The organism is Variovorax atrisoli, assembly GCF_014195185.1.
Taxonomy (GTDB): domain Bacteria; phylum Pseudomonadota; class Gammaproteobacteria; order Burkholderiales; family Burkholderiaceae_C; genus Variovorax; species Variovorax atrisoli.
The window spans coordinates 326,185-348,647 of sequence record NZ_JACIBG010000004.1 but is presented as its reverse complement, the minus strand read 5'-3'; the positions used below and the strand labels follow the sequence as shown (position 1 = coordinate 348,647).

Annotated in this window: 22 protein-coding genes; 9 read left to right on the top strand and 13 right to left on the bottom strand. The window is 69.2% G+C overall.

The genetic code is table 11. The features are described 5' to 3' along the window. Positions 1 to 15: 15 nt before the first annotated feature. From FHY06_RS16780 to FHY06_RS16755, 6 genes are all read right to left on the bottom strand, one after another. Positions 16 to 1,164 carry an NAD(P)/FAD-dependent oxidoreductase gene (locus tag FHY06_RS16780; protein WP_126184100.1) on the bottom strand — a complete coding sequence of 383 codons (1,149 nt, stop codon included), beginning with the start codon at positions 1,162 to 1,164 and terminating at the stop codon, positions 16 to 18. Then, positions 1,161 to 2,588, bottom strand: coding sequence for an FAD/NAD(P)-dependent oxidoreductase (locus FHY06_RS16775; RefSeq protein ID WP_184605829.1), 1,428 nt, complete (start codon positions 2,586 to 2,588; stop codon positions 1,161 to 1,163). The genes FHY06_RS16780 and FHY06_RS16775 overlap by 4 nt, the downstream gene beginning before the upstream one ends. Next, the gene (locus tag FHY06_RS16770) at positions 2,585 to 2,884 is read right to left on the bottom strand and encodes a (2Fe-2S)-binding protein (protein WP_020723150.1); all 300 of its coding nucleotides are present in this window, start codon (positions 2,882 to 2,884) and stop codon (positions 2,585 to 2,587) included. The genes FHY06_RS16775 and FHY06_RS16770 overlap by 4 nt, the downstream gene beginning before the upstream one ends. Before the next feature lie 12 nt (positions 2,885 to 2,896). Then, a complete protein-coding gene (locus FHY06_RS16765) occupies positions 2,897 to 3,691 on the bottom strand; it encodes an ABC transporter permease (protein WP_126184098.1) in 795 nt (264 codons plus the stop codon). Positions 3,692 to 3,779: 88 nt separating this feature from the next. Then, positions 3,780 to 4,640, bottom strand: a complete 861-nt coding sequence (locus tag FHY06_RS16760) for an ABC transporter permease (RefSeq protein WP_019655439.1) — start codon at positions 4,638 to 4,640, stop codon at positions 3,780 to 3,782. Further along, the gene (locus FHY06_RS16755; protein ID WP_132800094.1) at positions 4,637 to 5,710 is read right to left on the bottom strand and encodes an ABC transporter ATP-binding protein; all 1,074 of its coding nucleotides are present in this window, start codon (positions 5,708 to 5,710) and stop codon (positions 4,637 to 4,639) included. The genes FHY06_RS16760 and FHY06_RS16755 overlap by 4 nt, the downstream gene beginning before the upstream one ends. Positions 5,711 to 5,927: 217 nt before the next feature. On the opposite strand from FHY06_RS16755, the gene FHY06_RS16750 reads away from it, so the two are divergent. The 6 genes from FHY06_RS16750 (at position 5,928) to FHY06_RS16725 (ending at position 13,078) form a co-directional block, all read left to right on the top strand. Beyond that, positions 5,928 to 6,818 (top strand): IclR family transcriptional regulator, encoded by an 891-nt coding sequence (locus FHY06_RS16750; protein ID WP_019655441.1) that lies wholly within the window; start codon positions 5,928 to 5,930, stop codon positions 6,816 to 6,818. Between the two features lie 14 nt (positions 6,819 to 6,832). Beyond that, entirely contained in the window at positions 6,833 to 7,252 is a 420-nt protein-coding gene (locus FHY06_RS16745; protein WP_126184096.1) for an MAPEG family protein, read from the top strand. A gap of 149 nt (positions 7,253 to 7,401) precedes the next feature. Then, entirely contained in the window at positions 7,402 to 8,940 is a 1,539-nt protein-coding gene (amaB, locus tag FHY06_RS16740) for an L-piperidine-6-carboxylate dehydrogenase (protein ID WP_184605828.1), read from the top strand. 166 nt (positions 8,941 to 9,106) lie between these two features. Then, a complete protein-coding gene (locus FHY06_RS16735) occupies positions 9,107 to 10,021 on the top strand; it encodes an amino acid ABC transporter substrate-binding protein (protein ID WP_184605827.1) in 915 nt (304 codons plus the stop codon). After that, positions 10,018 to 11,247: a pyridoxal phosphate-dependent aminotransferase gene (locus tag FHY06_RS16730; RefSeq protein WP_184605826.1), complete on the top strand. Its 1,230-nt coding sequence runs from the start codon at positions 10,018 to 10,020 to the stop codon at positions 11,245 to 11,247. Before FHY06_RS16735 ends, FHY06_RS16730 begins: the two co-directional genes overlap by 4 nt. A gap of 157 nt (positions 11,248 to 11,404) precedes the next feature. Beyond that, positions 11,405 to 13,078: a thiamine pyrophosphate-binding protein gene (locus tag FHY06_RS16725; RefSeq protein WP_184605825.1), complete on the top strand. Its 1,674-nt coding sequence runs from the start codon at positions 11,405 to 11,407 to the stop codon at positions 13,076 to 13,078. Between the two features lie 112 nt (positions 13,079 to 13,190). Here the strand turns inward: FHY06_RS16725 and FHY06_RS16720 are convergent, their stop codons facing one another. After that, positions 13,191 to 13,496 carry a hypothetical protein gene (locus tag FHY06_RS16720; protein ID WP_019655447.1) on the bottom strand — a complete coding sequence of 102 codons (306 nt, stop codon included), beginning with the start codon at positions 13,494 to 13,496 and terminating at the stop codon, positions 13,191 to 13,193. A gap of 23 nt (positions 13,497 to 13,519) precedes the next feature. Further along, positions 13,520 to 14,758 carry an ammonium transporter gene (locus FHY06_RS16715; protein WP_132751924.1) on the bottom strand — a complete coding sequence of 413 codons (1,239 nt, stop codon included), beginning with the start codon at positions 14,756 to 14,758 and terminating at the stop codon, positions 13,520 to 13,522. 373 nt (positions 14,759 to 15,131) lie between these two features. On the opposite strand from FHY06_RS16715, the gene FHY06_RS16710 reads away from it, so the two are divergent. Then, positions 15,132 to 15,890, top strand: coding sequence for a sulfite exporter TauE/SafE family protein (locus tag FHY06_RS16710; RefSeq protein ID WP_184605824.1), 759 nt, complete (start codon positions 15,132 to 15,134; stop codon positions 15,888 to 15,890). 20 nt (positions 15,891 to 15,910) lie between these two features. Continuing rightward, positions 15,911 to 17,281, top strand: coding sequence for a chromate efflux transporter (gene chrA / locus FHY06_RS16705; RefSeq protein WP_184605823.1), 1,371 nt, complete (start codon positions 15,911 to 15,913; stop codon positions 17,279 to 17,281). Between the two features lie 199 nt (positions 17,282 to 17,480). Here the strand turns inward: chrA and FHY06_RS16700 are convergent, their stop codons facing one another. The 5 genes from FHY06_RS16700 to FHY06_RS16680 all read right to left on the bottom strand — a co-directional run bounded on the left by FHY06_RS16700 (position 17,481) and on the right by FHY06_RS16680 (position 20,981). Continuing rightward, positions 17,481 to 18,992, bottom strand: a complete 1,512-nt coding sequence (locus FHY06_RS16700; protein WP_020723151.1) for a tripartite tricarboxylate transporter permease — start codon at positions 18,990 to 18,992, stop codon at positions 17,481 to 17,483. A 17-nt stretch (positions 18,993 to 19,009) separates the two neighbouring features. After that, positions 19,010 to 19,498 (bottom strand): tripartite tricarboxylate transporter TctB family protein, encoded by a 489-nt coding sequence (locus tag FHY06_RS16695; protein ID WP_132751927.1) that lies wholly within the window; start codon positions 19,496 to 19,498, stop codon positions 19,010 to 19,012. 205 nt (positions 19,499 to 19,703) lie between these two features. Continuing rightward, positions 19,704 to 20,150 carry an RNA-binding regulator gene (locus FHY06_RS16690; RefSeq protein ID WP_184605822.1) on the bottom strand — a complete coding sequence of 149 codons (447 nt, stop codon included), beginning with the start codon at positions 20,148 to 20,150 and terminating at the stop codon, positions 19,704 to 19,706. A 191-nt stretch (positions 20,151 to 20,341) separates the two neighbouring features. Beyond that, positions 20,342 to 20,578, bottom strand: a complete 237-nt coding sequence (locus FHY06_RS16685; RefSeq protein ID WP_019655454.1) for a DUF3820 family protein — start codon at positions 20,576 to 20,578, stop codon at positions 20,342 to 20,344. A 7-nt stretch (positions 20,579 to 20,585) separates the two neighbouring features. Further along, positions 20,586 to 20,981, bottom strand: coding sequence for a translation initiation factor Sui1 (locus FHY06_RS16680; protein ID WP_184605821.1), 396 nt, complete (start codon positions 20,979 to 20,981; stop codon positions 20,586 to 20,588). A gap of 75 nt (positions 20,982 to 21,056) precedes the next feature. Between FHY06_RS16680 and FHY06_RS16675 the strand changes: the two genes are divergently transcribed. Next, a complete protein-coding gene (locus FHY06_RS16675; RefSeq protein WP_184605820.1) occupies positions 21,057 to 22,361 on the top strand; it encodes a DEAD/DEAH box helicase in 1,305 nt (434 codons plus the stop codon). The last annotated feature ends 102 nt before the right edge of the window (positions 22,362 to 22,463 follow it).

The window sequence follows — 22,463 nt, the reverse complement described above, 5'->3', positions numbered from 1 at the left end:
GCTCTCCATTCAGGTTCAGGTGGGGGATGCGGTGAGTGATTCGTCGGCGCCGTCGAAGCGCTCGATGGCGAAGGCGTCGATGGGCGTGTCGGTGCGGCCGTCGCGTGCGAGTTCGGCCAGCACCTCGCCGGCGGCCGGGCCGATCTGGAAGCCCGCGCCCGCGAAGCCGAAGCCGTGGAAGAGGCCCGGCGTGGTGCGGCTCGGGCCCAGCACCGGTTCGCGGTCGGGCAGGTAGCCCTCGGTGCCTCCCCAGGTGCGGATGATGTGCGCGTGGCGCAGCGCGGGCAGCAGCTCGATGGCCTGCACCGCCAGCGCGGCGATGCCCTCGCGCTCGGCGCGGGAGCGTTCGGCGTCGAGCGTGATGCCCGTGCCGCCGCCCAGCACCACGTTGCCGCGCTCGACCTGCCGGCAGTAGATGCCGCCGCCTTCCACGCCCAGGCTCCATTTCATGAAATGCGGCACCGGCTCGGTCACCGCCATCAGCGGGCTGCGGGCATACATCGGCGGCGTCTCGCCGAACTGGCTGGCGATGGCGCCGGCCCACGCGCCCGCGCAGTTCAGCAGCACCGGCGCCTGCACCTCGAGCGCATTGCCGCTGCGCACCATGAACATCGCGCCGTCGTGCGCCACCTCGTCGACCTTGTGGCGCTCGAAGACCTGCGCTCCGGCACGCTGCGCCGCGAGCGCGAAGGCCGGCGACACCAGGCGCGGATTGGCCTGCCCGTCTTCCGCGCAGAGCGAGCCGCCCACCGCGCGCATGCCGAGCCAAGGGCATTGCTCGCGCAGGCGCGCGCCGGAGATCAGCTCCAGGCCCAGGTCGAAGTCGCTGCTCAGCGCGCGGTAGCGTTCGAGCGAGGCCATGTCCGATTCGCTGCGCGCGATCTTGAAGTGGCCCGAGCGGATGTATTCGCCGTCGGTGCCCAGCAGCCCGGCCAGGTTACCCCAGATGCGGTGCGCGCGCTGCGCCAGCGGCAGCTGGCTCACCGGCCGGCCCTGGCGGCGCACGCCGCCGTAGTTCACGCCGCTGGAACGCGAGCCGCAGAGATCGCGCTCCAGCAGCACCACGCCGACGCCCATGCGGCGCAGGGCCAGCGCGGCGGAAGAGCCGACGATGCCGCCGCCGACGATGGCGACGTCGGTGCGAAGCTTCCTGATCGAGCTCATGCGCCGCTCCCATCGGCCGGCACGAGCCGGATCGGGATCGGCTTGATCGGCGCCTGCCCGCGCAGCCGGCCTACCTGCTGCAACGGCTGCCGCGTCGCATGCGCGAGGATCTCGGCGGCCGCGGCGCCGCACATGCGCCCCTGGCAGCGGCCCATGCCGACGCGCGACAGGGCCTTCAGGCGGTTCATCTCGTCGGCGCCGGTGCTGGCGATGGTCTGGCGCAGCGTGCCGGCGGTGACGTTCTCGCAGCGGCAGATCACGAGGTCGTCGCTCGCGTTCCCGGCCCAGTCCTGCGGTACGGGAAAGGCGCGCTCGAGGCCGCGGCGGAAGCCGGCGAGCCTGTCGAGCCTGCGTTCGAGTTCCGATGCACGCGCGGTGTCGAATGCGATGCCCGCGTCCTGCAGCAGCGCCAGCGCCGCACGCTCGCCCGCCCATTCGGCCGCGTCCGCGCCCATGATGCCGGCGCCGTCGCCCGCGAGGTACACGCCCCGTACGCTGGAGCGTCCCGCCGCGTCGCGCACCGGCAGGTGCGCGCGGTGCAGCGGCGCGTAGTCGAAGCGGCAGCCGAGAAGGTCGGCGAGCTGCGTCTCGGAGCGCAGCGCGTAGCCGAAGCCCACCGCATCGCAGTCGATCGTGCGCTGGGTCTCGCCGTCGAGCCAGGCCACGCCGGTGACGCGCGCCTGAGCCTCGTCGCCGAGCACGCGCAGCGGACGCACGCCGCCATGCAGCGCAACGCCGTGCGCGCGCAGCCAGCCCACGTAGTACATGCCCTTGGCGAGCACGGCCGGCTGCGCCAGCATCGCGGGTGCGGCGGCGATCTGGTCGGCAAGGCGCGCGGTGTCGAGCACTGCGGCCACGTCCACGCCGGCCTTGGCATATTGATAAGCCACCAGGTAGAGCAGCGGCCCCGTGCCCATGAACACCACGCGGCGCCCGATGGCGCAACCCTGGTACTTGAGCGCGACCTGCGCGCCGCCCAGCGTGTAGACGCCGGGCAGCGTCCAGCCCGGCAGCGGCAGCACGCGGTCGGTGGCGCCGGTCGCGACGATCAGATGGCTGTAGGGCACGCGGCGGTTGCTGCGCGTGGGGTTGTGCATCACGTCGAGCACCTGGTCCTGCGCGTTCCACGCGAGGCTGTCGGCATGGTGTTCGATGCGGCCCTGCAGCGCGTCGAAGGCCGTGTGCACCGCGTCGGCGCGCTTCGACTCGAAGCCGTAGAGCGTCTGCTTGTCGCGCGCGGCCAGGCCGGGAGGAGGGCGGCGGTAGATCTGTCCGCCCGCGCGCGAGGCCTCGTCGATCACCGCCGGCTTCAGGCCATGCGCCACCAGCGTCTGCGCGGCGCGCACGCCGGCCGGGCCTGCGCCGACGATCACGGGGCGGACTTCGCCTGTCGGTGTCGACGTCGCTGTCGGTGTGGCGGTCATGCGCCGTCCCTTCCTGTGACCAGCGCCATGCCCGGAGCGATGAAGGTCGAGCAGGCGCGAAGACGCTCGCCTTCGTCGGTGGAGATCCAGCAGTCCTGGCAGGCGCCCATCATGCAGAAGCCCGCGCGCGGCAGGCCGCTGAACTCGTTGCGGCGCAGCTGGCCGCACTGCGTGAGCACGGCGGTCAGCACGGTGTCGCCGGCCAGCGCGCTAGCCGGCTGGCCATCGAGCGTGAAGGGCACCGTCGCGCGGCCGGTCTTCTCGGCCACGCGGTGGAGCAATGCGTGTGCGGTCATGGTCGTCTTCATCTATCTGCGCCCCACCAGCACGCGGTCGAGGCCGTACACGCGGTCGAGCAGCACCATCGCGAAGGCCGTCACCGCCACCATCAGCGCCGACACGGCGGCCATCAGCGGATCGATGGATTCGGTCGCGTACATGTACATGCGCACCGGCAGCGTGACCGTGCTCGGCGAGGTGACGAAGATCGACATCGTCACTTCGTCGAAGCTGTTGATGAACGACAGCATCCAGCCGCCCGTCACGCCCGGCAGGATCATCGGCAGCGTGATGCGGCGGAACACCGTGGCCTGGCTCGCGCCCAGCGAGAGCGCGGCCTGCTCGGCGCTGCGGTCGAAGCCCACCAGCGCCGCCACCACCAGCCGCAGCGTGTAGGGCGTGACGATGAGCGCGTGCGCCAGCACCAGCCAGCCGAAGCTGCCCGCGCCGCCCACCAGCGAGAACAGACGCAGCAGCGCCACGCCCAGCACCAGGTGCGGAACGATCAGCGGCGAGAGGAACAGGCCGTTGAGGAAGTCGCGCCCCGGAAACTCGTAGCGCGTGATCGCCATGCCGGCCGGCACCGCGAGCAGCGTCGCGATGGTGGCCGAGCTCAGCGCGAGCCACAGGCTGTTCCAGAACGACTGCATGAAGTCGGGGTGCGCGAACACCGCCTCGAACCAGCGCAGCGAGAAATGCGTGGTCGGGATGGTCAGCGTGTTCTCGGGCGTGAACGCCACCACGCACACCACCACCAGCGGTGCCAGCATGAAGACGATGACGAGCGCGTTGAACGCGAGGGCGATGGGACCGTTCCTGTTCATGGCGCCTCCCGCCGGGCCGTCACAAGGGAGGCACGCGCCCCCTCGGGAGGCAGCGAATACACGAAGTGATGGAGCGTGGGGGTCATGTTCATCCCAGCGCTTTCTTGTAGCGGCCTTCGACCAGCCGGTTGTAGCTGAGCATCACCGCAAGATTGGCGACTAGCAGCACCAGCGCCACCGCCGCCCCCAGCGGCCAGTTGAGCTCGCTGAGGTATTCGTCGTAGACGATGGTCGCGACCATCTTCAGCCGTCGTCCGCCCAGCAGCCCCGGAATGGCGAAGGAGCTCGCCGCCAGCCCGAAGACGATCAGGCTGCCCGAGAGAATGCCCGGCATCACCTGCGGCAGCACGATGCGCCGCAGCGTGGTGAAGGGCGTGGCGTTGAGCGAGAGGGCGGCGTTCTCCACGCCGGGGTCGAGCTTCTGCAGCGATGTCCACACCGGGATCACCATGAAGGGCAGCATCACGTGGACCAGCGCGATGACCACCGCCGCGTTGGTGTAAAGGATCTTCACCGGCCCGATGCCCACGAGCTGCAGCAGCGCGTTCACCGCGCCCTCGGGGCCCAGCAGCATGCTCCAGCCGAAGGCCCGCACCACCACCGACACCAGCAGCGGCGCGAGCACCACCAGCAGCAGCGCCGAGCGCCACGGGTTGCGCATGCGGCTGAGCACGTAGGCCTCGGGTGCGCCGATCAGCACGCAGATCAGCGTGACCAGCGCCGAGACCCAGAAGGTGCGCCAGAAGATGCCGAGGTAGTAGGAGTCGGAGAACACCAGCGCGTAGTGCGCAAGCGTGAACTCGCCCGTCTTCGGTCCGGTGGCCGGGTCGTAGGCGTTGAACGACAGCACCGCGGTGAGCCCCAGCGGCACCACCAGCAGCACCGTGAACAGCAGCAGCGCGGGGCCGGAGAGCCACCAGGGCGTGGCCTTGCTCTTCGAGGTGCTCATGCCGCGACAGCCTTCTCATCGGCCGGCAGCAGCCGCATGCAGTGCGCCGGCCAGTCGAGGCCGGTGCGGCTGCCTTCCGCGAGCGCCTCGCGTCCGTCGTTGGGGCTCAGCACGATGAGCTCGCCGACCGAAGTCGCCACGCGGTAGAGCCACTGGCTGCCGAGGAAGAAGCGCTCCAGCACCTCGCCGTCGATGCGGCCCCGGCCCGGGGCCACCAGCTGCAGCTTCTCGGGCCGCACGCTCAGCAGCGCGCCCGCGTTCACGTCGAAGCCGGTGTCGTCCACGTCGAGCGAGAGCGCGCCCACCTCCACGCAGGTGCGCCCGGGGCCGCTGCCGGACACGCGGCAGTCCAGCAGGTTGGCCTTGCCGACGAAGGTGGAGATGAAGCGCGTGCCCGGATGCTCGTACACGCGCTGCGGATGGTCGATCTGCGTGGCGCGGCCGCCTTCCATCACCACCACGCGGTCGCTGATCGACATGGCCTCGCTCTGGTCGTGCGTGACCATCACCGTGGTGGTGCCGACCTTGCGCTGGATCTGGCGCAGCTCGAACTGCATCTCCTCGCGCAGCTTGGCGTCGAGGTTGGACAGGGGCTCGTCCAGCAGCAGCACCGGCGGCTCGATCACCAGCGCGCGCGCCAGCGCCACCCGCTGCCGCTGGCCGCCCGAAAGCTCGCGCGGGTAGCGCGCGGCGTGCTGCTCGAGATGAACCAGCGCCAGCGCCTGCTTCACGCGCTCGGTGCGCTCGGCCTTCGGCATCTTGCGCATCTCGAGGCCGAAGCTCACGTTGTCGGCCACCGTCATGTGCGGGAAGAGGGCATAGGTCTGGAACACGATGCCCAGCCCGCGCGTGTTGGCCTTGGCGTGCGTGATGTCCTTGCCCGCGAGCTCGATGCGGCCGCCGCTCACCGCCTCGAAGCCCGCGATCATCTGGAGCGTGGTCGTCTTGCCGCAGCCCGAGGGCCCGAGCAGCGAGACGAACTCGCCCTTTTCCACCGAGAGATTCATGTCCGCCACCGCGCGGGTGGCGCCATAGAACTTGGTCACGTCGGTGAGCCGCAGGAATGACATGGAACGGGCCTTTCTTCGGGGGCGAAAAGATGGCTCCGGGCACCTTGCTTCGACTTGGTGCGGGCCATGGACAGCTTGCTGTCCTTAATTCACTCTATTGCAACGATTGCGCCAGATCGCCTCGGGTATTCCATTAATCAGAATTTTTCTTCAATTTATTCCGTTCAATGGAATATCATGGCTTCGATCGATGAATCGAATTCCGCAGGAGGAAGGTATGGAGAGCTCTTCGGCGAACACCCCGGCCGGTGCAGGGGCGGCAGCGGCGGCCAGCGGCGGCGTGCCGCGCGTCTTTTCGGTGATCCGCGCGCTCGGCGCGGTGCAGGCCGAGGGCGGCCGCGTGACCCAGATCGCGCGTTCCGTGGGCCTCACGCAGGCCACCACGCACCGGCTGCTGCAGTCGCTCATGGCCGAAGGCATGGTCGAGCAGGACGAGCGCAGCAAGCTCTACCGCCTGAGCATCGATTTCTTCGCGCTCGCCGCCAGCGCAGGCAATCCCGGCGACCTGCGCTCCATCTGCCGGCCCGTGCTGCTGCGCCTGTGCGCGAGCCTCGGTGACAGCATCTTCCTTCTGGCGCGCAGCGGCTTCGACGCCGTGTGCCTCGACAGGAGCGAAGGGCCCTTTCCCATCCGCTCCTTCACCGGCGATATCGGCGGGCGCATCGCGCTGGGCGTGGGGCAGGGCGCGCTGGCGATCCTGGCCTTCCTGCCCGAGGCCGAGCGCGAGGAGGTGATCCGCTTCAACCTTTCGCGGGTGCGCGAGTACGGCGTGTACGACGAGGTCTACCTGCGCACCGAGATCGAGCGCGTGCGCCAGGCGGGCTACGCAGGCCGCAACACCGGCCTGCTCGAAGGCATGGCCGGCGTGGCCGTGCCCATCCTCGACCGCGAAGGCCGCGCGGTGGCCGCGCTGAGCGTGGGCACCATCGCCGACCGGCTCAACGCCGACCGCATGCCGACCGTGGTCGAGCTGCTGAAACGCGAGGCGGCGGCGATCGGGCCGAGGATCAATCCCTTCGATGCGACCCTGAGGCGGCCGGCGCAGAGCCTGGCGAGCTCGCCGGCGGGGCAGAAGATTCCGCTGCCCGAGGCCTCGCGGCCGGACTGAGCAGGGAGGCGACCATGAACAACCCCTCGATCCTCTACCCCGTCTTCGCCCTCGCGGCCCTCACCGGCATGGTGCTGCTGCTGATCCCCTTCACGCGCGTGCGTGCCTTGCTGCGCCGCGAAGTCCGCACGGCCGACTTCAGGCTGGGCGAGTCGGCGGCGGTGCCGGACGCGGTGCGCATCCCCAACCGCAACTATATGAACCTGCTGGAGCTGCCGGTGCTGTTCTATGTGGTGTGCCTGCTCTTCTACGTGGCGGTGCAGCCGACGCCCGCGGCGGTGTGGCTGGCCTGGGCCTACGTGGGGCTGCGGGCGCTGCACACCGCGGTGCACCTGACCTACAACCACGTGCTGCACCGGCTGGGCGTGTTCGCGGCGAGCAACGTGGTGCTGGTGGCGCTGTGGGTCCTGGCGGCAGCCAGGTTGGTGCGCTAGACGCACGTCAAAAGGCTGAGGTCCTTCCTGAAACGCACCAGATCCTTCGATATTTTCATTTGGCGATCGGGTTCGATTCGCTGATATTGGGCGGATCAGGCCTCTCGCCGCCTTCCCGTCTTTCCCTTCATCTGTCCCCCGGAGCGCTCATGTCCGAAGCCCAAACCTCCCTTCCCGTCGCCACCGAAGTCGCGCAGCTGCTGCAGCGCCTGGGCGTGCCCCGCTCGGCCCACACCGGCGGCGAGCTGACGGTGCGTTCGCCCGTCAGCGGCGAGGTGGTGGCGCAGGTGCCGCAGACCTCGCCGGCCGAGGCCACGGCAGTCATCGGCCGCGCGCACGAGGCCTTCAAGGCCTGGCGCAACGTTCCGGCGCCGCGCCGCGGCGAGCTGGTGCGCCTGCTGGGCGAGGAACTGCGCGCCGCCAAGACCGACCTGGGCCGCCTCGTCACGCTGGAGGCCGGCAAGATTCCGTCCGAAGGCGCGGGCGAGGTGCAGGAGATGATCGACATCTGCGACTTCGCGGTCGGACTCTCGCGCCAGATCTACGGCCTCACGCTGGCCACCGAGCGTGCCGAGCACCGCATGATGGAAACCTGGCACCCGCTGGGCGTGTGCGGCGTGATCTCGGCCTTCAACTTCCCGGTGGCCGTGTGGTCGTGGAACGCGGCGCTGGCGCTGGTGTGCGGCGACCCGGTGGTGTGGAAGCCCTCCGAGAAGACGCCGCTGACCGCGCTGGCCGTGCATGCCATCGCGCAGCGCGCCCTCGAGCGTTTCGGCGACGCGCCCGAAGGCCTGCTGGGCCTGCTGCTGGGCCAGCGCGACATCGGCGAGGTGCTGGTGGACGACCACCGCGTGCCCGTTCTGTCGGCCACCGGCTCGACCGCCATGGGCCGCCAGGTGGGCCCGAAGCTGGCCGCGCGCTTCGCACGTGCCATCCTCGAACTCGGCGGCAACAACGCCGCCATCGTCACGCCCTCGGCCGACCTCGACCTCGCGCTGCGCGGCATCGCCTTCGCCGCGATGGGCACGGCCGGCCAGCGCTGCACCACGCTGCGCCGCCTGTTCGTGCACGAGAGCGTGTACGACCAGCTGGTGCCCAAGCTCGCCAAGGTCTACGGCAACGTGCAGGTGGGCGATCCGCGCGCGGCCGGCACGCTGGTCGGTCCGCTGATCGACCGCGCGGCCTTCGACGGCATGCAGAAGGCGCTCTCCGAAAGCCGCGAGATCGGCGCGAAGGTGCACGGCGGCCAGCGCGTGGAGGGCATCGGCACGAGCGACGCCTACTACGTGCGCCCCGCGCTGGTGGAGCTGAAGTCGCACCAGGGCCCGGTGCTGCGCGAGACCTTCGCGCCCATCCTCTACGTGGTGCGCTACAGCTCGCTCGACGAGGCCATCGAGCAGCACAACGCGGTGGGCGCGGGCCTGTCGTCGTCGATCTTCACGCTGAACATGCGCGAGGCCGAGCGCTTCATGTCGAGCTCGGGCTCCGACTGCGGCATCGCCAACGTCAACATCGGCCCGAGCGGCGCCGAGATCGGCGGTGCCTTCGGCGGCGAGAAGGAGACCGGCGGCGGCCGCGAGGCGGGCTCCGACAGCTGGAAGGCGTACATGCGCCGCGCCACCAACACCATCAACTACTCGACCGCGCTGCCGCTTGCGCAGGGCGTGACCTTCGACATCGGGGACTGAGTCTCTCCCCAGGCTTCGCGCACTTCGTGTCGCTACGCCAACCCCCTCACCGGGGGCGACATCGGCGGCCCGGCAAAGCCGGTTCCGCGATGTCCCGCGAAAGGGCCGTGCGAGGCCAGGACGGCCTTCGCCTCCCGTCAAAAACAACCATCAGGAGACAGAGCACATGAATATCCCCTTCAAGACCATTGCAGCAGTCGGCCTGCTCGCGCTTTCGTTCGGCGCCGCCGCGCAGACCGTGCAGACCGCGGCAGCCACCGGCGGCACGCTCGACAAGATCAAGTCCAGCGGCAAGGTGGTGCTCGGCGTGCGCGAGGCCTCGCCACCCATGGCCTACATGCTGGGCGCGGGCGAGAAGTATGTGGGCTACCACGTCGAGCTGTGCGAGCGCGTGCTGAAGGAGATCGCGCCGCAGGCGAAGCTGGAGTACATGGCCGTGACCGCGCAGAACACCATCCCGCTGGTGCAGAACGGCACGCTCGACATCGGCTGCGGCCCCACCACCAACAATACCGCGCGCCAGCAGCAGGTGGCCTTCGCGCTCACCACCTACGTGAGCGAGGTGCGCATGGCCACCAGGGTCGACTCGGGCATCGCCAACCTCGACCAGCTCGCGGGCCGCAACGTGTCGGCCTCCACCGGCACCACGGCGGTGCAGTTGCTGCGCAAGCGCGAGCGCACGCAGAACGTCTCGTACAACACCATGCTCGGCAAGGACCACCTCGAGAGCTTCCTCCTGATGGAGTCGGGCCGCACCGATGCCTTCGTGCTCGACGACAACCTGCTGGCCGGGATCATCGCGAACTCGAAGAACCCCTCGGCCTACCGCATCGTGGGCGAGCCGCTGGGCTCGGAGCCGATCGCACTGCTCTTCCGCAAGGACGACCCGGCCTTCAAGTCGGCGGTGGACGATTCGCTGCGCCGCATGATGAAGAGCGGCGAGCTCGAGAAGATCTACACCAAGTGGTTCGTGGCGGCCATCCCGCCGAAGAACACCAGCCTGAACCTGCCGATGAGCGCGACGCTGAAGCAGCTCATCGCCGAACCCAACGACAAGCCGCTGGAGGCCTACGCCAAGTGACCGCCGCTACCGCCACTTCCATCGTCTTCGAGCCCGCACGGCGCGTGCGCGCCATCGGCGTCTCGGAGATCCTGCGCATCACCGACCACGCCAACGCGCTCAAGCGCGCCGGCCGCCCGGTGATCGTGCTGGGCGCGGGAGAGCCCGACTTCGACACGCCGCAGAACGTGCGCGACGCTGCCGTGCAAGCCATCGGCAGAGGCGACACGCGCTACACCGTGCTCGACGGCAGCCCGGCGATGAAGGCGGCGGTGCAGCTCAAGTTCAGGCGCGACAACGCGCTGGACTTCGCGCTCGAAGAGATCAGCGTGAGCGCAGGCGCCAAGCAGGTGATCTTCAACGCGCTGATGGCCAGCCTGGACCCAGGCGACGAAGTCATCCTGCCCGCGCCGTACTGGACCTCGTACGCCGACATCGTGCAGATCTGCGGCGGCGTGCCGGTGCCCGTGGCCGGCACCGAGGCCAACGGCTTCCGGCTCGATGCCGCGCAGCTCGAAGCGGCCATCACGCCGCGCACGCGTTGGTTGTTCCTGAACTCGCCGTCGAACCCGAGCGGTGCCGCCTACAGCGCGGACCAGCTGAAACCGCTGTGCGAGGTGCTGCTGCGCCATCCGCAGGTCTGGGTGCTGGCGGACGACATCTACGAACACATCCTCTACGACGGACTGGCCTTCGCCACGCCGGCGGCGGTGGAGCCGCGCCTGCGCGAACGCACGCTGACGGTGAACGGCGTGTCCAAGGCCTATGCGATGACCGGCTGGCGCGTGGGCTACGGCGCCGGTCCGCGAGCGCTGATCGCGGCGATGGCCGTGGTGCAGAGCCAGACCACGTCATGCCCCTCGTCGGTCAGCCAGGCAGCCGCCATCGAGGCGCTGACCGGTCCGCAGGACATCGTGGCCGAGCGCTGCGCCGACTTCCAGGCGCGGCGCGACTTCGTGGTCGCCGCGCTGAATCGCGCGCCGGGCCTGCGCTGCCGCGTGCCCGAGGGCGCGTTCTACACATTCGCGAGCTGCGCCGGCGTGCTCGGCCGGCACACCCGCGGCGGCATGCTGCTGCGCAGCGACAGCGACTTCTGCCGCTACCTGCTGCAGGACTTCGAGGTCGCGGTGGTGCCGGGCAGCGTGTTCGGGCTGGCGCCGTATTTCCGCATCTCGTACGCGACCTCGATGGCGCAGCTGCGGGAGGCCTGCGAGCGCATCCAGGCTGCCTGCGAGGCGCTGGAATGACTCCGCTTTTCTCCCTCCCCTTCCGGGGGCGGGTTGGGGTGGGGGCAGGCGGCGCATCCGTTGCCGCCGGTCCGTCCGGCGCCGCTTGCCCCCATCCCCGCCTTCCCCCAGAGGAGGAAGGAGCAATACCGAACACCTTCAGACCATTGGATACAGCATGACTTCAACACCCCGCACCGGCGGCCAGATCCTGGTCGACCAGCTCGTCACCCACGGCGTCGAGCAGCTCTTCTGCGTGCCCGGCGAAAGCTTTCTCGCCGTGCTCGACGCGCTGCACGACGCGTCCATCGAAGTGACCGTGTGCCGCCAGGAAGGCGGCGCGACGATGATGGCCGAGGCGCAGGGCAAGCTCACCGGCAGGCCGGGCGTGTGCTTCGTCACGCGCGGGCCGGGCGCCACCAATGCGTCGGCCGGGGTGCACATCGCGCACCAGGATTCGACGCCGCTGCTGCTCTTCGTCGGCCAGGTCGCGCGCGACGCGCTGGGCCGCGAGGCCTTCCAGGAGCTGGACTACGGCGCGGTGTTCGGCACCATGGCCAAGTGGGTGGTGCAGATCGACGACCCTGCGCGCGTGCCCGAGCTGGTGTCGCGCGCCTTCCATGTCGCCACCTCGGGGCGGCCCGGCCCGGTGGTGATCGCGCTGCCGGAAGACATGCTGACCGAGGCCGCAACGGTGGCCAACGCGCAGCCGTACGCCGTCACCGAGACCCATCCCGGCGCGGCGCAGCTCGCCGAGCTGCAGCAGCGGCTGTCGCAGGCGCAGCGGCCGGTGGTCGTCCTGGGCGGCAGCCGCTGGTCGGAGAAGGCGTCGCGCCAGTTCGCGGATTTCGCGGCGGCGTTCTCGCTGCCCGTGTACTGCTCGTTCCGCCGGCAGATGCTGATGTCGGCCGATCACCCCTGCTATGCGGGCGACCTCGGCCTGGGCGTCAACCCCAGGATGCTGGAGCGCATCCGCAATGCCGACCTGATCCTGCTGGTCGGCGGGCGTCTGTCGGAAGTGCCCTCGCAGGGCTACGAGCTGCTGTCCATCCCGCAGCCGAAGCAGGCGCTGGTGCACGTGCATGCCGATGCCGACGAACTGGGCAGGCTGTATCGCCCGGCGCTGGGCATCCACGCCACGCCGCAGGCCTTCGCCGAGGCCGTTTCCACGCTGCGCCCCGCACAGGTGCCGGCCTGGCAGGCGGAGACGAAGGCCGCACGCGAAGACTTCCTGCGCTGGAGTGACCCGTCGCCGGTCCGCATTCCGGGCCCGCTGCAGATGGGCGAGGTCATGAAGCACCTGCGCGAGGTGCTTCCGGCCGACACCATCTTCTGCAACGGCGCGGGCAACTTCGCCACCTGGGTGCACCGCTTCTGGCCGTTCCGCGCGTATGCCAGCCAGCTCGCGCCTACCAGCGGCTCGATGGGCTACGGCCTGCCGGCCGGCGTCGGCGCCAAGCGGCTGTGGCCGCAGCGCGAGGTGGTGGTGTTCGCCGGCGACGGCGACTTCATGATGCACGGCCAGGAATTCGCGACCGCCGTGCAGTACGGCCTGCCGATCATCGTGGTGCTGCTGGACAACGGCATGTACGGCACCATCCGCATGCACCAGGAAAGGCACTACCCGGGCCGCATCAGTGCCACGCAGCTGAAGAACCCCGACTTCCGCGGCTACGCCGAGGTGTTCGGCGGCCACGGTGAGCATGTGGCCAGCACCGAAGAATTCGGCCCTGCGCTGGCCCGCGCACGTGCCAGCGGCAAGCCGTCGATCCTGCACTGCCTGCTGGACCCGGAGGCCATCACGCCGGGCAGCACGCTGCAGTCGATCCGCAAGGCCGCCCTGGAGAGCTGAGCACTCCTCCAGGCTCTGCGCACTTCGTGTCGTTTCGCCAACCCCCTCGCCGGGGGCGACACCTGCGGCCCGGCAAAGCCGGTTCCGCGGTGTCCCGCGAACTGGCTGCGTATCAGCGCAGGCCGCCGACGTACCGGGGTGGGGGTGTGGGCGGCTGGCCGTCGGGCTGGCGTGCCGCCAGGCGCGCGGCGCGCGCCAGCGGCTCCATCGCCTGCTCCAGCCGGGTGGCGAGCAGGTAGAGCTCCTCGTCCTTGGTGTCGGCCGCGTGCGCGCGGGTCATGCGCACGATCTCGGCGGCGTACTCGGCATTGGTCGCCATCCATTCGGTGTCGGTCACGCGGCCGTGCTTTCGCCGCAGCGCCACGTGAAGGCGGGCGGCGAGGGCGATGCGTTCGCTTTCGGACATGGATGGCGACATGGCTTGTTTCCTCCGTCGGTGGGTCAACTGCTCCCGAGATGTTCCCTGTGCTGTGCAAGATCGAGGCCCAGCAGCTCGCTGTCGGCATCGACGCGCAGGCCGACGATGACGTGCACCAGGAACAGCACCACGGCCGTGCCCGTCGCACTGAAGATGGCCACGCTGCCGACCGCGATCGCCTGCGTGAGCACGTCGCCGGTGGCGCCGGAGACGCGCGGGTCGGCGAACACGCCGGTCAGCAGCGCCCCCACGATACCGCCGATGCCGTGCACGCCGAACACGTCGAGCGAGTCGTCCGCCCCCAGCAGGTGCTTCAGGCCGGTGGCGCCCCAATAGCAGGCCAGCCCCGCAATGGCGCCGATGGCCAGCGCGGCCGGCGGCGTGACGAAGCCGGCCGCGGGCGTGATGGCCACCAGCCCGGCCACGAGGCCCGAGCACAGGCCCAGCAGCGAGGGGCTGCGCCGCACGATCCATTCGCCGAGCATCCAGCTCATGGCGCCGGCAGCCGCCGCGATGTGCGTGACCAGCATCGCCAGCCCCGCGCGCCCGTCGGCCGCCACCGCCGAGCCGGCATTGAAGCCGAACCAGCCCACCCACAGCAGGCCCGCGCCGGTCATGGTGAAGGCCAGGTTGTAGGGCTCGAAGGCCTCGCGGCCGTAGCCCTTGCGCGAGCCGAGGGCGTAGGCGCACACCAGCCCCGCGATGCCGGCGTTGACGTGCACCACCGAGCCGCCCGCGAAGTCGAGCGCGCCCATCTGCGCGAGCCAGCCGCCCGGCTCCCACACCCAGTGGGCGATGGGCGCATACACCAGCACGCTCCACAGCAGCGCGAACCACAGGATCGCCGAGAAGCGCATGCGCTCGACGAAGGCGCCGAGCACCAGGGCCGTGGTGATGATCGCGAAGGTCAGCTGGAACATCGCGTAGACCGACTCGGGCACGTTGGGCGCCACGTGACTCACAGCCAGCTGGCCGGCCTCCTTCAGGTAGTCGAAGCCCGAGAACCAGAGGCGGCCGGCGCCCCCGAGCCAGGGCCAGCCCTCGGTGAAGGCGAGCGAATAGCCCACCGCGAACCACGTCAGCGAGACGGCGGCGGCGATCGCCACCACCGCCGCCATGGTGGCCAGCACGTTCTTGCGGCGCACCATGCCGGCATAGAAGAGGGCGATGCCGGGCAGCGTCATCAGCAGCACCAGCGCGGTCGAGGTCATCATCCATGCGGTGTCTGCCGCGTTGATCGAGGCTTGTGGTGCCAGGGCCATGGTCGCTTTCTTCTTCAAGTGGTGGACTCAGGCGCCCCGTGCACAAGTCGTGCCACTTTGTTAACTATCAGAAACACTTTGGTTTGCAGATCGGGCTTTATTGGTAAGGCAAAGCGGGTAATTCCCTATGCACTGAGGCGGTGCGTGCCCCTAAAGTCTGCGCACTCGCGAACGGGCCCTGCTCGTGTGCCGAGGGTCCGAGGAGACAAACCCCCCAAGCAACAATAAAAATTCTTCAAAGGCTCCGTACGAGATGCCTGTCCAACCTTGAAGGCGCCGCTGGTCGGCGCCTTTTTTATTTGCGCGGAGGCTTGGGGCATCGGCCTTCGCAGCTACTTTTTCGATAGCACCGGAGTGAGACAATCCAGGCCCTATGGAAATGCTGGTGGTCACGGGCGCCTCTGCGCTCGCGGGTTTTGTCGATTCGATCGTGGGTGGAGGCGGCCTGATCCTGGTGCCTGCGCTGTTCGCCGTCTTCCCGGGTGCACCGCCGGCGACCCTTCTGGGCACCAACAAGAGTGCTTCCATCTGGGGCACGGCCGCCGCCGCGGCCCAGTTCAGCCAGCGGGTGCAGATGCGCTGGGGCGCGCTGTGGCCAGCCGCGCTGCTCGGTTTCACCGGCTCGATGCTGGGCGCCTGGGGCGTCACCATGTTCCCCGGAGACTTCCTGCGCAAGGCGCTGCCGCTCATCCTGCTGGGCGTGCTGCTCTACACGCTGGCGCGCAAGGACATGGGCCGCATGCACGCGCCACGCTTCACCGGCCGGGCCGAGACGCTGGCGGCCTGCACCATCGGGCTCACGATCGGGCTTTACGACGGCTTCTTCGGCCCGGGCGCGGGCAGCTTCCTGGTGTTCCTCTTCGTGCGCTGGATGGGCTACGACTTCCTCAACGCCTCGGCCTCGGCCAAGATCATCAACACCCTGACCAATGCCGCCGCGCTGATCCTGCTGGCGGCCAAGGGCCACGTCTGGTGGCACTACGGGCTGGTGATGGCGGTGGCCAACGTGGCCGGCAGCGTGCTGGGCACGCGCGTTGCGCTCCGGCATGGCGCTGGCTTCGTGCGGGTGGTGTTCATCGTCGTGGTGAGCGCGCTGATTCTGAAGACCGCCTACGACGTATTCCTGAAATAGCGCAACGAGAAAGTCGCCCGATGCCCTCTGCCCAAGATCCCGTCGAGCGGCCCGCTCCCGTCAGCTTCTGGCAGGCCTTCGCCTACTGGCTCAAGCTGGGCTTCATCAGCTTCGGCGGGCCGGCCGGGCAGATCGCGCTGATGCACCAGGAACTGGTGGAGCGCCGGCGCTGGATCTCGGAGAAGCGCTTTCTCCACGCCCTCAACTACTGCATGCTGCTGCCCGGCCCCGAGGCCCAGCAGCTGGCCACCTACATCGGCTGGCTCATGCACCGCACCTGGGGCGGCGTCGCGGCGGGGGTGCTGTTCGTGCTGCCCTCGCTCTTCATCCTGATCGCGCTCTCCTGGATCTACATGGCCTACGGGCAGGTGCCGGCGGTGGCGGGGCTGCTGTACGGCGTGAAGCCGGCGGTCACGGCCATCGTGCTGTTCGCGGCCTGGCGCATCGGCTCGCGGGTGCTGAAGAACGCCTGGCTCTGGGCGATCGCTGCGGCGGCGTTCGTGGCGATCTTCGCGCTGCAGCTGCCGTTTCCGCTGATCGTGCTTGCGGCGGCGGCCATCGGCTACTTCGGCAGCCGGGTGGCGCCGCAGCGCTTCGCGCCGGGCGGCGGCGGGCATGGTGCGGCAGGGGCGGCGGCCATCGGCCCGGCGCTCATCGACGACGACACGCCCACACCCGCGCACGCGCGCTTCGACTGGGGCCGCTTCTGGCGCGTGCTGGGCATGTTCCTCGTGCTGTGGCTGGGCGCCATGGGCGCGCTCGTCGCCCTGTACGGCTGGCAGGGCACGCTCACGCAGATGGGCTGGTTCTTCACCAAGGCAGCGCTCATGACCTTCGGCGGCGCCTACGCGGTGCTGCCCTACGTGTTCCAGGGCGCGGTCGACCACTACGGCTGGCTGGGCGCCACTCAGATGATCGACGGCCTCGCGCTCGGCGAGACCACGCCGGGGCCGCTGATCATGGTGGTGTCCTTCGTGGGCTTCGTCGGCGGCTGGAACCAGGCGCTCTCCGGCGGCGACCCGCTCTTCGCGGCAGGGTCCGTGGCGGCGACGGTGGTGTGCTTCTTCACCTTCCTGCCGTCGTTCCTCTTCATCCTGCTGGGCGGGCCCTTCATCGAGTCGACGCACGGCAACCTGAAGCTCACCGCGCCGCTCACGGCCATCACCGCAGCGGTGGTGGGCGTGATCGTCAACCTGGCGGTGTTCTTCGCCTGGCACGTGCTGTGGCCCAGGGGGGCCGGCGGGGGCTTCGACGCGGCATCGACGGCGATCGGGCTGATCGCCGCCGTGGCGCTGTTCCGCTTCAAGGCCGGTGTGATCCCGGTGGTGCTCGCCTCGGCCCTGCTGGGGCTGGCGTGGCAGCTGTTGCTGCTGCCTTTGCTGCCCCACTGACCTTTCGTGGAACACCGCGGAACCGGCTTTGCCGGGCCGCAGGTGTTGCCCCCGGAAGGGGGTTGGCGCAGCGACACGAAGTGTGCAAAGCCTGGGGGCGAATCTGGTCTCCGCGGAACCGGCTTTGCCGGGCCGCAGGTGTTGCCCCCGGAAGGGGGTTGGCGCAGCGACACGAAGTGCGCGAAGCCTGGGGGCGAACTCAATCTTCCACGAACGCTTCCTCGCGCTTGGCCTTGATCGCCGGCAGCAGCACGATGCCCAGCAGCAGCGCCGCGGCGATCAGGAGCCCCGCCGACAGCGGCCGCGTGACGAACACGCTCCACGCCCCGCGCGACAGCAAGAGCGCCCGGCGCAGGTTCTCTTCCATCATCGGCCCGAGGATGAAGCCCAGCAGCAGCGGTGCAGGCTCGGTGCGCAGCTTGATGAAGAGATAGCCGATGAAGCCGAAGGCCGCCACCATCCACACGTCGAAGGTGTTGTTGTTGGTCGAGTACACGCCGATCGCGCAGAACAGCACGATGGCCGGGAACAGGAACTTGTAGGGCACCGTCAGCAGCTTGATCCACATGCCGATCAGCGGCAGGTTCAGGATGATGAGCATCGCGTTGCCGATCCACATCGAGGCGATCAGGCCCCAGAAGAGCTCCGGGTTGCTGGTCATCACTTGCGGACCCGGCTGGATGTTGTGGATGGTCATCGCGCCCACCATCAGCGCCATCACCGCGTTGGGCGGGATGCCCAGCGTCAGCAGCGGGATGAAGGAGGTCTGCGCGCCCGCGTTGTTGGCCGATTCCGGCGACGCCACGCCGCGGATGTTGCCCTTGCCGAAGGGCACTTCGCCGGGGCGCATGCGGATCTTCTTCTCCAGCGCATACGAGGCGAACGAGGCCAGCAGCGCGCCGCCGCCCGGCAGGATGCCCAGCGCCGAGCCCAGCGCGGTGCCGCGCAGCACGGCGGGGAGCATGCGCTTGAAGTCGTCCTTGGTGGGCCACAGGCCCTTGACCTTGTGCGTGAACACCTCGCGCTCGTCGTCCGGCTGCGAGAGGTTGCCGATGATCTCGCCGTAGCCGAACACGCCCATCGCGATGACGACGAAGCCGATGCCGTCGGTAAGCTCCGGAATGTCGAAGCTGTAGCGCGCCACGCCCGAGTTGACGTCGGTGCCCACGATGCCCATCAGCAGGCCCAGCACGATCATCGCCACCGCCTTCAGCAGCGAACCCGAGGCCAGCACCACCGCGCCGATCAGGCCCAGCACCATCAGCGAGAAGTATTCGGCCGGGCCGAACTTGAAGGCCAGCTCGGTCAGCGGCGGCGCGAAGGCGGCCAGGATCAGCGTGCCCACGCAGCCCGCGAAGAACGATCCCAGGCCGGCGGCGGCAAGCGCCGGGCCCGCGCGGCCCTGCCGGGCCATCTGGTAGCCGTCGATGCAGGTGACCACCGAGGACGATTCGCCCGGCAGGTTCACCAGGATGGCCGTGGTGGAGCCGCCGTACTGGGCGCCGTAGTAGATGCCGGCCAGCATGATCAGCGCCGACACCGGCGGCAGCGCGTAGGTGGCCGGCAGCAGCATCGCGATGGTCGCGACGGGCCCGATGCCCGGCAGCACGCCGATCAGCGTGCCCAGGATGCAGCCGATCAGGCAGTACAGCAGGTTGGTGAAGGTGAACGCGACGCCGAAGCCGGTCGCGAGGTTGTTGAAGAGTTCCATGGCGGCGTGCTCCTCGTTCAACCGGCGATGAAGGTGGGCCACACCTGGATCTGCAGCTTGAGCGCCCAGATGAACGCCACGTAGCTGCCGGCCGCCAGGATGGTCGCGAGGATCAGCACGTCGCGCAGCTTGAAGTGCTCGCCCGCCATGCTCGAGATGATGGTGAGCGCGTAGATCGCGATGATCATGCCCATGGCCGGCAGCCCGATGCTGGGCAGCCCGCCCAGCAGCACGCCGAAGGCCAGGTTCGCGCCGAGCACGAAGGCCAGCGGCTTCCAGGCCCACTTGCCGATCGGGTCGCCGTCGGTGGTCTCGACCACCATCGCCTGGAACATGATGATCGCGCCCAGCACCGCCAGCAGGATTCCCAGCATGAGCGGGAAGTAGCCCGGTCCCATGCGCGCGCCGTCGCCGATGGTGTAGGTGGTGGCGCCGACGGCGAAGGCGCCGCCCACGGCCGTGAACATGACTCCTGAGAAGAAGTCGGCCTGACTCTTGATGCGCATGTCTCGCTCCTCTTTGTTGGGGGAAACGAGGGTCGGGCTGCGCGCCTGACGGTGGGCTGACCGGTGCGGTACGAACAAGTGCGTACCGCGGGGCAAGGGTTCTCCCAGGGGCCCGGCCTTCGGGCAGGCGCGCCCGGAAACGAAAAAAGCTCCCGAAGGAGCTTTTTGGTTCAGGGGCCCGAAGGCCCCGGAAGGGGGGAAGGGCTCAGTAGCCGCCGCGGCCGCCGCCGTAGCCGCCACCGCCGCTGCGGTCGCCGCCGCCGCCGTAGCCGCCGCGATCACCACGGTCGCCGCCGTAACCGCCGCCGCCGCTGCGGCCACCGCCGCCGTAGCCGCCGCCGCCACCACCGTAGCCGCCACCACCGCCACCGCCGCCGTAGCCGCCGGTGCGGGGAGGACGAGCTTCCATCGGACGGGCTTCGTTCACCGTCAGGGCGCGGCCCTGCAGGGGCTGGCCGTTCATGGCTTCGATGGCTGCCAGTGCTTCGGCATCCGTACCCATTTCGACGAAGCCGAAGCCCTTCGAACGGCCGGTGTCACGTTCCATCATGACCTTGGCGCTGACGATCGAGCCGAATTCGCCGAAGGCTTGCTCCAGATCGTTGTCGCGGATCGAGTAGGCGAGGTTGCCCACATAAAGTTTCTTGCCCATCAAGGGACTCCTGATTCAAACCAACAAAAAGACAAAAAGCGATGGAGTCCCAGAATCACAACAAACAAGAACTGCGCTGTGGCGCGAAACTGACCGATCACCGAATTACGTGCACGGGAGCCGCAAGGCCCGCTGACACGTAGCGAGCATTATCCGGCCCGAATTCGAAAAATATGTGGCGAAATTGCCCCTTATCGGGAAACTCCTCGTTCCGGCGGGCGGTTTCGCAACGGTTTCAGCAGTCCGGAAAGCCCGTTGTGGTCTATTTCATGCATCAGGGCGAGCAATCGGCCAATTTCGCCTGAGGGAAAACCCTCGCGTGCAAACCAGGTCAGGTAATTTCCGGGCAAATCGGCAATCAGCGTGCCCTTGTACTTGCCGAAGGGCATTTCGAGCGTCACCAGCCGCTGCAGGTCTTCGGGTTTCATGGGAGCCTCAGCCTCCGGCGCGCTTGACCGTGTGGCCCAGCTTCGCGAGCGCCGCGATCACGGTTTCGCGGTGGTCGCCCTGGATTTCGATCGTGCCGTCCTTCACCGTGCCGCCCGTACCGCAGGCGGTCTTGAGCTGCTTGCCCAGCGCCAGCAGCGCCGCCGCTTCGAGCGCCACGCCCTTGACGAGGGTCACGCCCTTGCCCTTTCGCCCCTTGGTCTCGTGCGACACGCGCACAATGCCGTCCGTGGCCGGCGCGCTGCGCGCCCTCTCGAGTTCCTTGCAGCGGCAACGGGCCACTGGCTCGCCGCAGCCGGGGCACATGCGTCCGCCGCCGTCGGTGGAATACACCAGGGTGCTGCCGCCGGACTGGCCGGCGCGCTGCTGTTTCATCGTCGACATCCGATACGCCTCTTCTCAATTTCCTTCTTTCGCCGGTTTCCCGTTCTTCGCCCGCCGCGCTCGCCCATCACACACATGCCATTCGATTCACTGGGCCTGGCCCCCGCGCTCGTGCAAGCTGCCGCCCGATGCGGCTTTTCGACGCCGACGCTCATCCAGGCCGCGGCCATTCCCTCGATTCTGCAAGGCCGCGACCTGCGGGGCTCGGCGCAGACCGGTTCCGGCAAGACCGCCGCATTTTCACTGCCGCTGCTGCAGCGCCTGGTTTCGCAGCAGCCGGAACGCCCCCAAGGCCCGCGCCGGGTGCGCGCGCTGGTTCTGGTGCCCACGCGCGAGCTCGCGGCCCAGGTGGGCGGCACCATGTACGAACTGGCCCAGGACCTGCCCGAGCGCCCGAAGATCGTCACCGTCTTCGGCGGCGTGTCGATCAACCCGCAGATGATGAACCTGCGCGGCGGCGCCGACATCGTCGTCGCCACGCCGGGCCGGCTGCTCGACCTGGTGGAGCACAACGCACTGCGGCTCGACGCCGTCGCCATGCTGGTGCTCGACGAGGCCGACCGCCTCTTCGACCTGGGCTTCGCGGAGGAACTCGGCCGCATCCTCGAACTGCTGCCGAAGCGGCGCCAGAACCTGTTCTTCTCCGCCACCTTCCCGCCGGCCATCGAGGCGCTGGCCGACCGCATGCTGCACGAGCCGGCCATCGTCGACGTGCAGGGCGAGCCCGGCACCGCGCCCGACATCGTGCAGCGCGTGATCGAGGTCGACGCCGGCCGCCGCACCCAGCTGCTGCGCCACCTGCTCAAGCAGCACGAGCACGAGTGGGACCGCGTGCTGGTCTTCGTCGCCACGCAGCACGCGGCGCAGACCGTGGCCGAGAAGCTCTACCGCAACGGCATCTACGCCGTGCCCTTCCACGGCGACATCGCGCAGGGCACGCGCGGCGACATCCTCTCGCAGTTCAAGCAGAGCCGATGGGACGTGGTCGTCGCCACCGACCTCGCCGCGCGAGGCATCGACATCGCGCAGCTGCCGGTGGTCATCAACTACGACCTGCCGCGCTCGCCCACCGACTACATCCACCGCATCGGCCGCACTGGCCGCGCAGGCGAGAGCGGCCTGGCGATCAGCTTCGTGAGCGCGGCCACCGAGGCCCACTTCCGCCTGATCGAGAAGCGCAACGGCCTGAGGCTTGCGCGCGAGCGCGTCGAAGGCTTCGAGCCGACGGAAACCGCGCCGCCGGTGGTCGATGCCTCGGGCACGGGCGGGATCAAGGGGAAGAGGCCGAGCAAGAAGGACAAGCTGCGGGCTGCTGCGGCAGCCGCCGCGAAGGCTTCAGGAAGCGCAGGAGGTGCGGGAGGCGAGGAAGAGGCGGGCTGACCCTTCCTGCCGAGGAAGTTCGGTGCTCGCCGGTACGAGCGGGGCAGGGCTTGGCCGAGCTGCGATCCCGCGACCCACCGGATGCCGTGCGGTTCTCAGGAC